Annotated in this window: 11 protein-coding genes; 2 read left to right on the top strand and 9 right to left on the bottom strand. The window is 36.7% G+C overall.

Annotation, left to right across the window (positions count from 1 at the left end):
- Window positions 1–215 precede the first annotated feature (215 nt).
- Window positions 216–1,790, top strand: a complete 1,575-nt coding sequence (locus tag AC2SLP_RS02370) for a CYTH and CHAD domain-containing protein (protein WP_486535019.1) — start codon at window positions 216–218, stop codon at window positions 1,788–1,790.
- A 67-nt stretch (window positions 1,791–1,857) separates the two neighbouring features.
- Here the strand turns inward: AC2SLP_RS02370 and AC2SLP_RS02365 are convergent, their stop codons facing one another.
- Complete coding sequence (locus AC2SLP_RS02365; RefSeq protein ID WP_486535018.1) at window positions 1,858–2,433, bottom strand: L,D-transpeptidase family protein; 576 nt, start codon at window positions 2,431–2,433, stop codon at window positions 1,858–1,860.
- 189 nt (window positions 2,434–2,622) lie between these two features.
- On the opposite strand from AC2SLP_RS02365, the gene AC2SLP_RS02360 reads away from it, so the two are divergent.
- Entirely contained in the window at window positions 2,623–3,810 is a 1,188-nt protein-coding gene (locus AC2SLP_RS02360) for a hypothetical protein (RefSeq protein ID WP_486535017.1), read from the top strand.
- 202 nt (window positions 3,811–4,012) lie between these two features.
- Here AC2SLP_RS02360 and ruvB read toward each other — a convergent pair whose 3' ends face one another.
- The 8 genes from ruvB to AC2SLP_RS02320 form a co-directional block, all read right to left on the bottom strand.
- On the bottom strand, window positions 4,013–4,990 hold the full coding sequence (ruvB, locus tag AC2SLP_RS02355; protein WP_486535016.1) for a Holliday junction branch migration DNA helicase RuvB: 978 nt from the start codon (window positions 4,988–4,990) through the stop codon (window positions 4,013–4,015).
- Between the two features lie 361 nt (window positions 4,991–5,351).
- The gene (locus AC2SLP_RS02350) at window positions 5,352–6,254 is read right to left on the bottom strand and encodes a LysR family transcriptional regulator (protein WP_486535015.1); all 903 of its coding nucleotides are present in this window, start codon (window positions 6,252–6,254) and stop codon (window positions 5,352–5,354) included.
- Between the two features lie 217 nt (window positions 6,255–6,471).
- Entirely contained in the window at window positions 6,472–8,556 is a 2,085-nt protein-coding gene (dnaX, locus tag AC2SLP_RS02345; protein ID WP_486535014.1) for a DNA polymerase III subunit gamma/tau, read from the bottom strand.
- Between the two features lie 224 nt (window positions 8,557–8,780).
- The gene (locus AC2SLP_RS02340) at window positions 8,781–10,226 is read right to left on the bottom strand and encodes a hypothetical protein (RefSeq protein WP_486535013.1); all 1,446 of its coding nucleotides are present in this window, start codon (window positions 10,224–10,226) and stop codon (window positions 8,781–8,783) included.
- Between the two features lie 256 nt (window positions 10,227–10,482).
- A complete protein-coding gene (gene lysS, locus AC2SLP_RS02335; protein WP_486535012.1) occupies window positions 10,483–12,006 on the bottom strand; it encodes a lysine--tRNA ligase in 1,524 nt (507 codons plus the stop codon).
- A 52-nt stretch (window positions 12,007–12,058) separates the two neighbouring features.
- A complete protein-coding gene (locus tag AC2SLP_RS02330) occupies window positions 12,059–12,499 on the bottom strand; it encodes a hypothetical protein (protein WP_486535011.1) in 441 nt (146 codons plus the stop codon).
- Window positions 12,500–12,779: 280 nt separating this feature from the next.
- A complete protein-coding gene (prfA, locus tag AC2SLP_RS02325; protein ID WP_486535010.1) occupies window positions 12,780–13,868 on the bottom strand; it encodes a peptide chain release factor 1 in 1,089 nt (362 codons plus the stop codon).
- Between the two features lie 180 nt (window positions 13,869–14,048).
- Window positions 14,049–15,209, bottom strand: a complete 1,161-nt coding sequence (locus tag AC2SLP_RS02320) for a beta-ketoacyl-ACP synthase III (protein WP_486535009.1) — start codon at window positions 15,207–15,209, stop codon at window positions 14,049–14,051.
- Window positions 15,210–15,563: the final 354 nt, after the last annotated feature.

Here is a 15,563-nt window from a genome sequence, read left to right as displayed (position 1 = left end):
TAAATAAAATTAAAAGTTTTAAGCTTGATAATTTTATACCTATTAAATAATTTATTAATTACTTTTTAACGTTTCCCTGCTTTAATAAAACTTTAATATATAAAGCCATTCAAATCCTTGCCTTTACCAACACTATCCAATACGATATGAGCTATTATAGTCATATAATATTACTCAAAATAATTTTTAATCACCTTTTTAATTTAGGATAGATAATGCTTGAAATAGAGCTAAAGTTTTTAGTACCCGTTTACAAGGTTGAGTCATTGTTACGTCAAATTAACATTAAGTCCTCAATAACCTCTCAGCTTGAAGCTCATTACTACGACACGTCTGAACATTTACTGGCTAAGTCAAATATGGCCCTTAGAATACGTAAAGAAGGTGATGACTGGGTACAAACTTTAAAAACGAGTGGTGATGGTATTGCGTCTCGTGGTGAACAAAATGATATTTTAGATAAAGGCAGCGTAGAAACTGCAATTGAGCAAGATGCCTTATATCCTGACCTTTCGCTTTATGATAAGCCTAAACTAAGTAAAACTTTAAATTACAAAACTTCAGACCTTAACTCTGTCCATAAAGACACTGAATATAAAGACACTGAACATAAAGATACTGAGCATGGTAATGCTGAGCAAAACCCGCTAATGCGCCAATATGTTACTGATGTAAAACGTACCACTCGATTGATTAAGAAAGAAGGAAGCATTATCGAAGTGGCTTACGATGAAGGCGAAGTTAGACATGGAGAAAACGAAAACATCACGCAACCTATTCATGAAATAGAGTTTGAGCTGTTACAAGGTGATGTCTCTTTCTTGTTAGAAACTGCTCGTACTTGGTGTAAACGATATCATCTTTGCATATCGACTGTGACTAAAGCTGAACGCGGAGGTCTTTTAATTAGCGGTAAAGATTATTCAAATGCAACAAAAGCTGACCTTAAGTCTCTTAAAATAAATAAGAAAACGAGTAAACCTAAGTTTATACGTGCTATGGTTCATAATTGTTTGCTACAAATACTGCCTAATGTTAGCGCAATTGCTGATGGAAGTACTGATGGTAATCATGTTCACCAGCTTCGTGTAGGTTTGCGTCGTTTGCGAACAGCTCTTAGATTCTTTGAAGAGTTTTCATCTGATATAAACCCCGAATGGATACCTGTTATCAAACAGACGTTTTCATTGTTAGGCGAGTATCGCGATTTAGAAGTACTAGAAACCAAAACCCAGCCTGCACTTGAAGTTTTGGGCGGACCAAAAGTAGATTGGAACAAAGAAAGAGAAGCTTTAAAAATAAAACCTCTGGATGCAGTCCGAGCAAATGATTTTCAAATTATTTTATTAGAGCTTATCGCATTTGCTATGAGCAATCCAAAGCTTGATAAAGTTTTTAATAAAACTGGCGCAAAAGAAGAAGCGACCAAAATTATTCAAAAGCTATATAAAAAGATTAGTAAGGCTACCAGCCACTTCGCATCATTAAGCTTGGAAGAGCAACATGATGTCCGTAAGCGATTAAAGAGCCTACGTTACGTATGTGAATTTGTAAGCCCTATGTATAAAAAGAAGAAAACAAAAGCATTCTTGAAATATTTAGAGCCTGCGCAAGACATACTTGGTGAATATAATGATGATATTGTTGGTCATGATTTTTATCTAGCCAAAACGCATGAAGATCCAAATGCTTGGTTCGCGGTAGGTTATTTCGGTGCACAGCAGGGTCATGCGGCAACTGAATGCGCACTATCTCTTAAATCTATAAAAAATGCACCTAAATTTTGGTAGCTGTTTTTGATAGTTGTGTAGGATTTATATATTTCGATGTAATAAATATATAGTCATCCCTATTGTATTAACGTTCAATTATATCTACTCTTGTGCCTTCTTCGACTAAATCAAACAACTCAATGACGTCGTCGTTACGCATACGAATACAACCATGCGATAGCGGCGTTCCCATAGGTTCTGTATCAGGGGTACCGTGAATATAGATATACCTTTCATAGGTATCACAGCACCCTTTATTATTAGACCCTTGATTGTATCCAAGCTCACAGCCTTTGAGCCACATTATTCGAGATAATATCCAGTCTCTATTTGGATGTTGATACCCTAGTTGATCATTATAAACTTCTCCAGTAGGTTTGCGCCCTACAAACACAGTCCCGCTTAGCATATTTGTACCAATTTTATTTTCTATAACATGATGACCTAAAGGCGTACAACCCGTACCTTCCAAACTGCCTATACCATTTTTAGCTGTTGAAATTTGATATTCATTGATTTGAATAGCACTATTATTATTTAATAAATTCTGAAGGTTTTGATTTGGTGCATCTTGAGTAGTATTTAGAGATTTTAATTTATTAGATTTGTATAAAGTTAAGGTTTGCTTTTCAATATTAACTACTATGTGCTTATTATCCATAACCGTATTATCTACCTTCTTATTTTTTAAAAAAGTACTACTTTTAAAACAAATATATATGTTAGCTTGACGTCAAATATATAAGTATTATAGCTAATTGCGATGTAAATATAACGATATATCTATATTAGCCTTGAAACCTATGCAGTTCGCCCTTATGATAATTAAAATTATAATTAATAAGATCTTATGACTGCTCTTTTACCTACCCGAATATCAATTTACGATTTTCTTTATCAAGATACTCAGCCTATTGATTCAATTTTTGCTGATTTTGGCAATACATCATTACCTCAGGCTAGACTAATTATTGAAAATGGTATTCAAGCCTATACATGCGGCATTATCGCTTATAATCAAAATTATGGTTCACAAGCGATTATGAAAAAGCTATTTAATCGCAGTCAGGTTAAAGAGATGCGTAAGCACAATGCATTTAACTCAGATGCCATGAAAACCGCTAACCTCTATGGGTCTAATACTATTGATGCCCTTTATCCGAATGATAAAGTACAAAATAATATCATAGCGCGTTTATCTCAACTGTCTGCTTTATCAAAAGATAAGGTTATTATTCTCTTTGGTGCATTAAATCTAATTTGTTTACGTGAATTGGCGATTCTGACAGACTTCGCACAACTTGATGCAAATGAAGTTGATCAATGGTTACACCTACAAGCACAGTTCATTAAATTACCTCGACATCCTAGTGAATCTAATAACGAAATTAATATAATTGATTTAGACACTGAATATAACGATTACTATCAGCAAGTGCCAGAATTTAATGAAGAATGGCTAAAACTTACTGGCTGTCATTTAAATGAAATCTCAGAAGATATTCAGAACTCGCAAATGCCTAATTACGCCAAAGTAATAGGGCGAGGTCAAAAACCTGCATCTGAAGTTGATTCTGAATACGTATCATCACCTATCGACTCAAACCCAACAAAACTAATAGTAGATAATGCCAATGAAAGTGATGTACTCACCTTTTGCTCAATCGACAACATTGCTTTACCTTATCAGCGCTGGTTACTACAGCTGGCTAAAATCTCTGACATATATTTAAGTAGAAATAGATTGAAGATTGCCCCCGAACCTATACAGGCACCGTCAAGACCTTTTGTTAATTTTGGCCTACTTGATAATAAAAATAAATCAGACAAACAACTTAAGCCCTATAAAGATACAACCAAATCTATTAGCAAACCAAAACCTTTTTGGAAGAACCCAGTCTTAATTTTATTAATCTTAGTGATTGGTCTGTTGAGTGCAATGGCCGTTGTCAAATATCTAAATAGTGATAAAGATAAAATGCTTACTAATACGATTGAACATCATGCATCTAATCAACAAATTAAAGATTTAAACTAATACTCTAATTCTTATTTAGTGACAGTAATTGAATGACAGTGATGATCTAGAAGATACTCATTTATTGAAGATATATTTTAAATAGAAAGTACTCTTATTATCTTAGATAAAATTAACTAACACGACCCATTCACCATTTCAGACAAATTAAAAGCGCAGAATAAAAATTTATTCTGCGCTTTTTTTCTTATTGGTTAATTATTTAAATTTGATCTATTGCCATTTGAGTTAATACACGACCTCGTGCAGTCCGTAGTACATATCCTTGCTGGATCAAGTAAGGTTCAATAACATCCTCTAAGGTACCTCTATCCTCGGCCATCGCAGCCGCAATCGACTCTACGCCTGCAGGCCCTCCATCAAACCTAGCATGCAGCATCTCAATATATCGCCTATCTAAATGGTCTAAACCACGTCTATCGACCGCTAACATGTCTAAGGCACTGTCAGCTATCGTTCCGGTTACTTCACCATTAGATTTAACTTCTGCATAATCTCGAACTCGTCTCAATAATCGGTTAGCGATACGAGGTGTACCTCGTGAACGCCGAGCTACTTCAACAGCACCGTTATCTTTCATCGTCACATTCATTAAACGAGCAGAACGACTCACGATAGTCGTTAAATCTTCAATATTATAAAACTCTAAGCGCTGAACAATACCAAAACGATCCCTTAACGGAGAGGTTAGCAAACCTGCCCGTGTTGTCGCAGCAACAAGCGTAAATCTAGGCAAATCAAGTTTAATTGATCGGGCTGCAGGGCCTTCTCCTATCATTATATCTAACTGAAAATCCTCCATCGCTGGGTATAATATCTCTTCAATTACCGGGCTGAGTCTATGGATTTCGTCAATGAATAGTACGTCACCCTCCTCAAGATTAGTGAGCATTGCTGCCAGGTCACCTGCTCTTTCTAAAACAGGCCCTGATGTGGAACGTAAATTGCCACCCATTTCACGCGCTATAATGTTGGCTAAAGTAGTTTTTCCGAGGCCGGGAGGCCCAAAGATTAACGTATGATCCAAAGATTCATTACGCCTGCGGGCGGCTTCTATAAATACTTCCATTTGTTCACGAACAACAGGCTGACCTATGTATTCAGCCAATGTGCTTGGGCGGATATTAGAATCGATAGAATCGTCGACGCGTTCTAAAGGATTTATAAGACGATTTTCCATATTGAGTTAACCAGTTTCAGACCACTTATAATAAACATAGCGTAATCGCTAAAAACTACACGAATTTTGTCATCGTTATACCTACTCATGTAATACTTGAACTCTTAAAGTTCTTAAAATTTTAATGTTCTTTTTTCAAAGACTTGTAGAAGATTTAAATCGAATTACTATGATAACTTATTAAATTATAAATCTCATTTTTAAATTTAAGTGAATTTAACATTTTCATATTTTAGATTTAGTACTTAAAAAATAAGTTCATAATTAAAAAAACTTATTAATTAATCATAATTAATAAGCTCTATTTATCGTAATTTATTGTTATTATTATTGTTATTTTTATTGGAACATTATTTGAAATTTAAATGCCAGAATGGAAATGTTTCTTTAATACCTCTAAACAACGCGTAATCTTAGCAGGTTGTTGATCACGGTCTAACGTTACGGCATACAGAATAAAATGCGGCAAAGAATATTCTGGTAATACTTCTACTAAGTTACCAGATTCAAGTTCTTTTTGTATATCTAAAGATAGGACTCGCGCTAAGCCATGACCTTCTTTAGCCAAAGTCGTTGCTAGGAAGACGTTATTAGTTTGTATTCGTGATGGAACTTTAATGCGATTCTTTTTACCAGTCTCAACATGCTTAAACTCTAATAATGTTGGATCTTTCATTAAATCAATAGCGATAAGCTGATGACTAGATAAATCTTTTGGTGCGGTTATTTTATCTCGCTGTCTTAAATAATCAGGAGAAGCAACCAATATCTGCTTAACATCAGACAAAGGATAAGTCTCAACCGAACTATCTTTGATGTTAGGACTCATACGTATGGCGATATCAGCACGCTCATCAATAAGGTCAATATAATGGTTGTCTGCAATAAAATTGATGTTTAAATCATCGTGAGCAGCCATCCACGTCGATAGCGCAGGTAAGATATGATTAACCCCTAACTCTGGCGTCGTGGCAATTCTTAGGCTACCTGCAAGCTCATCTCGTAGCTGATTGACACGTATACGCCCTTGATCAGCTGCAGATACAACATCTTTTGCTGACTCATAAAAACTCGCACCAGCTTCTGTTAAGCTTAGTTTACGGGTAGACCTGTGTAATAATACGACACCTAGGTCTCGTTCTAAAGATCTAATTTGTTGACTTACTGCACTGGTAGTAATGCCTAGCTGGCGTGCTGCGCCACTAAATGAACCGTGACCAACAACACTGGCAAAAACAGCCATTCCTCTAAGATTGTCTAACATTATTCAAATACTCAACTAAGTTATACCGGACAAGCATTATAACTCATTTTATTTGACAAATGTTGACTTTTTTAATCAATTGTTGGGATTCAGAGCGATAAATGAGAATTAATATTTAATGAAATTTAAAACTTAAAGTAAATGTATAATATTATTTTTTATATTCAATTTTTAAAATAATTACTTTAGATTAAATAAAAATATCTATCTTGGCTATCTAATTTTCAATTAACTTTAAATGGGTGACTTTACCATTAAAATTACTTTGCAAAGTTTGTAGAACTGGGCTGTTAAGAATAAGCTGCTTAGCATAGCTTTTAGCTTTATCTTCTCTTTGCTTTTGTCGATTTTGCGGTAACAGATCGGCACTTTTAGTGTTCAAACTACTATCTATTAATATAGCGACTGTAGAATTAAACTGTTGTTCAAGTTGGCTTGCAATATGCTTAAATATACTCTGCATGTTTTTGGTATCAAAGGCAACTTTGAATACAGCATTACCATGAATGTCTCCAGTCATGACACCTTGCCTAGCCAACGCCAACTGATCTTGGTGCAACCATCCTAATTCTCGGGCCGTTTGCAACCAATAGTCCCATTTGTCGGGTGTCCATTCACCCTCAAACTTGATGGGTTCACATTTCAATAGATGACGTGGGTCATCTGCATGATCTATCACGTTACTACTTTTTGAGATAGTCTGTTTTTCTTCTGTATTTAAATCAACATTAGTCTGCTGTAGTTCACTGTCTTTATTATCAACTACTGATAACTCTACTCTATTTTGTATTAAAGAATCCTGTTGTTCAGAATGTCGATGTTCATAGTCAGGCTTTGACGTTTTCAAGTCTTGTTGAACGCTAATATCTTCAGATTGAACGTCGTTTGGCTGCATTTCGCTTGGCTGCATTTCGCTTGGCTGCACTTCGTTTGGCTGCACTTCGCTTAGGTGTACGTCGTTTGTTTCGATATCATTGAAAGAGGATGTTATTTCTAGATGATCGAAAGACTCAATGATTGGTTCTAAATCATCGTCTGATTTAATAGTTTCATTAGAATATTCAGTCACTTTTTCATTAGCGACCGTGGCTCGAGTCTCAGCTGTTTTCAAAAGTGCGCCATCGTCAAAAACCTCTTCATTAGCTTGATTGACTGGTTGCGATATTGCCTCGGGTTCGACTTCAACTGGCGCTGTCACCTCATTGACAGCCAAAGGTCTAAATGCTAATAGACGTAATAGACACATTTCTAGCGCTTGCAGCGGTGTATTGGCTAATTTAATTTGCTCACGCCCTTGTATCACTATTTGATAATATAGCTGGAGGACGTCGGCATTAATTGTAGATGCAAGCTCATGAATTTTACTAGCATGAGTTTCATTAACATTTAAAGAAATATCAGGTAGAATCTGATGCATCGCAATTTGATGTAGTAACTCTGCCAAACCATCAAACATGCTACTGGCATCTACCATTTGAGCTCGCATTTGCTTAATATGCTGTGATACGGCTCCATTATTACCATGGTATATATCAAGTACAAGACTAACTAAATCTGAGCTGTCTATTAAACCTAACATATCATTAACCGTTTCATCAGTTAATTCGCCTTGACCAAACGCTATCGCTTGATCGGTTAGTGATAAAGCATCGCGTACAGAGCCTTTTGCTGCGTTAGCCAGCTGCCACAAAGAGGATTGGGTGAATTTAACATCTTCTTTAGAAAGTAGACTCTCCAAGTGCTCGCTAATTGCCTGCTGAGGTAAGGGGCGTAGTACAAATTGTAGACATCGGCTAATAATTGTAATCGGTAGCTTTTGTGGATCGGTAGTGGCTAGTAAGAACTTTACATGCTCTGGAGGCTCTTCTAAGGTTTTAAGCAAGGCATTAAAACTATGAGTAGACAGCATATGGACTTCATCAATAAGATAGACTTTATACCGACCTTGTGTCGGCGCATAAGGCACGTTATCGATAAGTTCACGCGTATCTTCTACTTTAGTACGTGATGCGGCGTCAATTTCAATAAGATCAATAAATCGACCCTCATCAATAGCCACACAGCTATGACATACCCCACATGGGGTACTGGTAATACCCGTTTCACAATTTAGACATTTCGACAAAATACGAGCAATCGTTGTCTTACCAACTCCGCGTGTACCTGTGAACAGATAAGCATGGTGCAGACGGTGGTGATCAATTGCATTGATTAACGCTTTAGAAACATGGGTTTGTCCAACCAGTTCATGAAAATTCTTTGGACGATATTTGCGTGCCAAAACTTGATACTGCTGTGACATAATGATGTCCAAACCTATATATATAGAATGGTAAATCGGAATTTTACTAAAGGGTATTCGAGTTAATAACTATTTAAGTTAAAAACAATTTTTAGTAGATGGATAATTTAGTAGATGGCTAATTTAGATTATAGCTATCCTGACTAATAGTTTATAGTTTATAAGCGTTTCAATTTAAAGCATTTTTATTAAATTGCTATAATGCTAAGCTGACAAATTAGTGATTAAGCCAATCCCTGTGTTTGTTCGAAATATTGGTGTTCTATTTCTGACATTTCAAATCCAGACTTATGGTATACATCCATTTGTACGGTCACATTACCTTTGCCATCATGGTTCGACATATCAAAACCTAGTATAAAAAACTCTGACATGGCTGGATCTTGAAGCTGTGCATTAATGTCTAGTAGCATACTATTATAGTTTTGTTCTACTGCTTCTTTAGAATATTCGGCATCTGGCCGTAAACCATAAACTATGAGTACGTAATGATGCCCAAATTCGTTATATGAGTGCTGATGACTTACATACCCCTCATAACACTCTTCTTGTGAACGATGTTCGTAAGCGACCATTTCTTCCATGATACTTAATCTGGTATACATAGATTCGTTTACTAATGATTGGACCTGCTCAATAGGAATTATATCATCTGACTCATGCCTACGCTCTGTCGCTTTATTAAGCAGCTTCTGATACATCGTTGAATAGCTTTTTAGTTTGGTACTAAGCTCTTGTCTCAACTTCTCCTTTTCTTTATCGCTTTCATCTGATTGAATCATTGTTAACAAGCGACTTTCCACATTGGACATTAAGCCGATATCTACTAGCTTCTCTTGTACCGTAACTGCTCTTTTAAAGAACTCTGGACTGACAATAAATAATTCGGCTAAAGCTATCTCATCTACATAGCTTTGATAATCCACCAATTGATTGAGATGAAAATCTATAAAACTTATAAAGTCGCTCGGTGTTTGCAGCAATTTAACAATTTTATAAAACCCATTTAAACTAAATAGTTGTAAGACTTTATTGTCATCATCTAAATCAAATACACAATCTTCTTGAAAAAACTTACTGCCGTATAAATGTTCAATCTGATAATTTTCACCTCGGAAGTTGACAGCAAGCGAGGTAATACCGATATATTTAATATCATCGTATTTTGAAAGATCAGCATCATTACTCTCAGCCGAACTATCTAATGCTTTTAATCTTTCTACTTTATTCATGATTTGATGATAACGTTTGTTAATGAACATTGCCGAGCTTTGTTTTAACTTTTCAAGTTTGTTGGCAGAAACTTCTGGGTTATTCGACTTGATGCCCTCTTCATTAACCAAAACGTATAGACGTTTGTCACCGATAACAAACAAATAGTCAAATAGTCCTTCCCCTACTAATGGATCTTCTTCATCTAGGTATAAAGACATAAACGTGCGATGGAACATGCCAAGCCAATCAAAATTTATCGGTTTGGTTGTTGGATTCTTCTTAACAGCAGGAGGCGCCCCTCCTTCTGACATAGGATTAATAAGTGGTCTATTGTTATTCGCTCTCGTATTAGATGTATTAGATGGTTTCATTGATTCTTCTTCATAGTTTGCAAAGCGTCGATCTTGGTTATTTAAAGAAACACTTTTGATTTTTTGGGCAGAGTAATTTGCCATATCATCCATTTAACCTAAATTGTGAATTTATTAATATGGTTGTCTATCGTATATTTATCAATATTAACACGAGTCATGCGGCATATTGACTATACAATAAATATTTCTTTTTCTAAATATTTATTTAAGTTTATATTACACTTATATATTAAACCTACTAAATAAATTTAGGACTGTATTGTTTATACAGTCCTATATCTTAAAAACAGCATTCACCGACCGTATAAAATCAATAATTGATGATTCGGGGTTATAATTAGTTTTTTTGGCGCATATGCGGGAATAAAATGACATCACGAATGCTGGCCGCATCAGTGAATAACATTACTAATCGGTCAATACCAATACCCTCTCCCGCGGTTGGTGGTAAGCCGTACGATAAGGCTTCAATATATTCTGCATCAAAATGCATGGCTTCATCATCGCCTGCATCTTTTTCAGCAACTTGGTTATAAAAACGTTCCGCTTGATCTGCAGGATCATTAAGCTCGCTAAAGCCATTTGCAATTTCACGACCACCAATAAACAGTTCAAAACGATCAGTGATTTCTGGATTTTCATCATTACGACGAGCCAGTGGTGAGGTTTCAGCAGGATATTCGGTAATAAAGGTCGGCTGACGTAATTTATGCTCAGCGGTTTCTTCAAAGATAATGGTTTGAAGTTTACCGACACCAAAGCCTTGTTTGACTTGCTGCTTGAGTACATTTTGAGCGTAATCAGCCAAATAATCCCTATCATCTACTTTAGATATATCAAAGTCTTCGGCATATTTTGCAATCGCATCTTTCATACTTAAACGCTCAAAAGGCGCTTTTAAGCTAATGCTCTCTTCTTGGTAGGTGAGCTCTGTTGTAGCTAAAATATCAGTCGCCAATTCGTTGAACATTCGCTCAGTTAAATCCATCAAATCTTTATAATCAGCATAAGCTTCATAGAATTCGATCATCGTAAATTCAGGATTATGACGTGTGGATACCCCCTCATTACGAAAGCTTCGGTTAATTTCGAACACCCGCTCGAATCCGCCAACTACCAAACGCTTTAAGTATAATTCTGGAGCGATACGCAAATACAGTGGCATGTCTAACGCATTGTGATGCGTGATAAATGGACGTGCAACAGCACCCCCTGGGATGGGGTGCATCATTGGCGTTTCAACTTCCATAAAACGCTCATTGAGCATAAATTTACGAATTCCGCTAATCACTTGACTACGAACCATAAAAGTATGACGACTGTCTTCGTTGGTCATCAAGTCCAAATGGCGATTACGATAGCGTGCTTCGGTGTCTGCTAGACCATGAAACTTGTTTGGTATGGGTCGTAATGACTTAGTTAATAAAGTAATCTCTTCGATGTGTACGTACAAATCGCCTTTACCTGAACGACCAATAAACCCTGATACGCCAACGATATCCCCTAAGTCTAACGACTTAATTAACGCTTTAGTATCGTCATCAAGCTCTTTACGAGCGACATATAACTGAATGCGACCCGTCATATCTTGAATGACCATAAATGAGCCACGGTTTAACATCAAACGACCGGCTACATTAACTGAGGTCTTATTGCCATTTGAGACTTTTTCTTCTATTTGTTGCTTATCAATACCCTCGAACTGCTGTTGTAAGTCATCTGCGTAATCTGTACGTTTGAACTGATTAGGATAAGCAATTTCGCCTGAGGCTGAAATTTCATCTAACTTAGCTTGACGTTGAGCGATTAGATCATTTGTTTCATCGACTGATGGGGCTTGTTCAGGTTTATTATTAGACATAAGACTCTCAAATTTATAAATTTTAAATTATTTAAATAGTTTGTGTAAAATATCAATCAACACATATAGCAGGTTGTAACACACCCTGTTCTATAGTTTGATAACATCCAAAGGGACTGTTGGTGCTTTGGCATGTACCTATATGATTGTTAGTCCCAGCAGGCTTGAATTCGCCCTGAGAAGTCAAACAAGCACCTTCACAGTCACTAGCGTCTTGACATGATTGACCGGCATCTTTAAAAGTGATGACGCACATATAGCACCCCATCATCCCTTCTCTTTGAAGCATACCATTTTGTTCTCTACATTCTAAAACATCATTTTTAGTAACTTTTGGACATGCTTCAAACTGGTCGCTAAATTTAGTTAAATCTATAGGTAATGGTTGGTTTGTATTATTGTTATCAGCTATACCGTCCGCTGTGCAACCTGATAGTATCAATGCACTTGAAGTTAAAACACCCAACAAGCTTGATTTAATGTATTTAATCATAATTAAAACCTATCGTTTAATAAATTCGAGCATCATAATAAAAGGATTAGCAATCCTGCTGAATATAAGTATTACATGTATAACTAATAAGATAATAAATATCCTAAATAGTTAGTCATTTTAAAAAGATGACATATAAACGATCATTCGTTACCTATGATTTCAATAACTATAACGTGTTGAGTATTTAACTATTAATTTACTAAGTATTAATCAGAAAATTGCCCAGCTAAAAGCTTACTATGAGAAATGATAAATAGTAAATATTAATAAATAGTAATTATTCACCACTTACAGAAGCCATCAAATCTGCTTGATGTTCACGCGTTAATGCATCTAGTAGCTCATCTAGATCACCTTCCATAATGGCATCTAACTTGTAAAGCGTTAAGTTGATTCGATGATCCGTCATGCGTCCTTGCGGAAAGTTATAGGTACGGATGCGCTCACTACGATCGCCACTACCGACCAAATCACGTCTAAGCGCATCAGCAGTGTCAACTTGTTCTTGAACCTTGGCTTGTTGAATACGAGAAACAAGCATTTGCATCGCTTTTGCACGGTTCTTATGTTGACTGCGTTCTTGCTGACATTCTGCGACGACACCTGTTGGTATATGCGTTAAACGTACCGCCGAATCTGTCGTATTAACGTGCTGTCCACCTGCACCACTAGAGCGAAATGTATCCATTCTAATATCAGCTGGATTTAAATCTACCGTATCGTCAATTTTGACCTCGGGCATAACAGCGACCGTACATGCCGAGGTATGCACGCGACCTTGGCTTTCTGTTTCTGGCACGCGCTGAACACGATGCGCGCCCGATTCAAATTTTAAACGGCCGTATACATCATTGCCTGATACGCGTGTAATGATTTCTTTATAGCCGCCATGCTCGCCTTCATTGGTAGACAATATCTCAATGGTCCAGCCTTGTGAGGACGCATAGCGCTCATACATGCGAAACAAATCACCTGAGAATATAGCTGCTTCATCGCCGCCAGTACCTGCACGAATCTCTAAAAAGGCAGGCACTTTATCGTTAGGATCTTTTGGTAGCATCATAACGTTTAGGGCTTCTTCCATATCTTTAATATCATCTGTGGCAGTGTCAATCTCTTCTTGCATCATGGCTTTCATATCAGGATCACTGGCCTCACCAATCATCTCTTCTGCATCTTTTTTATCAGCTTCAGCTTGTAAGTATCGTTGCCACAATGATGTTATTTCGCTGAGATCGCTGTGCTCCATTGACAGTTCGCGGAATTTATTATTATCACTAATGACATCGGGGTCAGATAAAAGAGCCGTCACCTCTTCGTAGCGATCTACCATCTGATCTAGGCGTTCTCTTAATGAGTCTTTCATAAATTAACTTTTTTTGATAGAGAATTAATAGTCTTTAAGGCGCCGTATTAGACTGTCCTAAAGTTCAATAAAATTTAAGCCGGTAATTATAGCAAATTCTGTAATAAATACCGACACTTAACATGTTTGAATTCAAAGATTTTAGATTTAGGGTCTGTTGAAAATTATAATGGTTTAAAACTATGCTTTTCTTACCAGTATTGAGCCAATTGAGTACCCCGCCCCAAACGAACACATTACCCCCAAATCACCTGACTCAAGCTGGTCTTTATATCGATGGAACACGATGATAGGACTGGCCGAGCTGGTATTGGCAAACTCAGCAATTACTGAAGGCGCTATTGCAGGGTCGGCATCTTTACCAACAACACTCCGAAGGATCAAACTGATCATGTTTGCATTTGCTTGATGTAACCACATCATTTTAACTGTCTTTGGATCAAACTCATTTTCTTGCAAATGGGTTTTGATTAATTCAGATACTTTTGGACATACTTCACGAAATACTTTGCGCCCATTTTGTAAAAATAACTTGTCATTAACGGGGTCGTCAATATCATGATACATCTCAGCCTCTTCGGCTAGATACTGCGCTCTATCTAAAAAGCCGTATTCATTCTTGATATTGGTTGAAAACTGAGTAAATAGTTTAGCGTCTATAATCTCATAACCTTTAGGGCTATCGGAGTGCTCGGTATCAAGCTTTTCTACAATAGTTGCTGTTGCTACGTCACCAAAAATAAAATGACTGTCACGATTTCTCCAATTCAAATGAGCAGAAGTGATCTCAACATTCACGACTGCAATACGTTTACCTAAACCAGTTTGGATAGAACCTACTGCTTGTGAGATACCAAACGTAGCGGCACTACACGCCACATTCATATCATAAGCAAACCCTCCATCCATACCAATTGCCTGTTGAATCTCAATAGACAATGCAGGATAGGCACGAGGAAGGTTAGAACACGCTACAATAATGCCATCTAGTTGACTCGCCTCTATACCCGCTTCATCCATTGCTTGCTGTAGTGCATCTACCCCCATCTCAGCCATTAATGATACTTCTTCACCTAACTTACGCGGTGCAAGTATAGGCGTCATGATGTCTGGATCTAATAAGCCTGATTTATCCATCACATAGCGCGACTTGATACCTGAGACTTTCTCGATAAATTCAGGAGAGGATTTTTCTAAAGCCTCGCGTTTACCGTCATCAATCTCAGCAGCATATTTTTCGTTATAATTGTCTACATATTGATTAAAGGTATCTACCAGCTCCTCGTTACTGATGCTGTGAGGTGGTATATATAATCCTGTCCCTGTAATATATGTCTTCATGTGGCTTCCTATTTTAGGTCATTCATCTTACTTATAAAGTAGGCTAATTATTAATCAATCAACTCTACCTATTAAGCAAGCTTGTTAATTCAATAATTAAACTTAAAGTATTTACCGCTATTAATGGTTAAAATCAAAATTAAAGTTTTAAACAATTATTATGCCTGTTTTGTTTTATTATTCCTAATAGAGTGTGTTATAAATTTTTAAACAGTGTACTTTATTACTAGGTCGACGCTCTACTATGTCGACTCTCTATTATGTCGACTCTCTACTAGGTCGACTCTCTAATAGATACTCTAATGATTGCACGGCTAACCTATTCTAGATTCCTTATCTGATTCAAAACCCTGG

It is taken from the genome of Psychrobacter sp. CX21 (assembly GCF_057396255.1).
Note: the sequence above shows the minus strand (reverse complement) of the source record. Positions and strands in the feature narration are given on the sequence as shown.

Coding starts and splice junctions, on each gene's coding strand:
- AC2SLP_RS02370 (WP_486535019.1), top strand. CDS start 216: ATGCTTGAAATAGAGCTAAAGTTTTTAGTACCCGTTTACAAGGTTGAG.
- AC2SLP_RS02350 (WP_486535015.1), bottom strand. CDS start 6,254: ATGTTAGACAATCTTAGAGGAATGGCTGTTTTTGCCAGTGTTGTTGGT.
- AC2SLP_RS02360 (WP_486535017.1), top strand. CDS start 2,623: ATGACTGCTCTTTTACCTACCCGAATATCAATTTACGATTTTCTTTAT.
- AC2SLP_RS02330 (WP_486535011.1), bottom strand. CDS start 12,499: ATGATTAAATACATTAAATCAAGCTTGTTGGGTGTTTTAACTTCAAGT.
- AC2SLP_RS02340 (WP_486535013.1), bottom strand. CDS start 10,226: ATGGCAAATTACTCTGCCCAAAAAATCAAAAGTGTTTCTTTAAATAAC.
- AC2SLP_RS02320 (WP_486535009.1), bottom strand. CDS start 15,209: ATGAAGACATATATTACAGGGACAGGATTATATATACCACCTCACAGC.
- lysS (WP_486535012.1), bottom strand. CDS start 12,006: ATGTCTAATAATAAACCTGAACAAGCCCCATCAGTCGATGAAACAAAT.
- prfA (WP_486535010.1), bottom strand. CDS start 13,868: ATGAAAGACTCATTAAGAGAACGCCTAGATCAGATGGTAGATCGCTAC.
- AC2SLP_RS02365 (WP_486535018.1), bottom strand. CDS start 2,433: ATGGATAATAAGCACATAGTAGTTAATATTGAAAAGCAAACCTTAACT.
- ruvB (WP_486535016.1), bottom strand. CDS start 4,990: ATGGAAAATCGTCTTATAAATCCTTTAGAACGCGTCGACGATTCTATC.
- dnaX (WP_486535014.1), bottom strand. CDS start 8,556: ATGTCACAGCAGTATCAAGTTTTGGCACGCAAATATCGTCCAAAGAAT.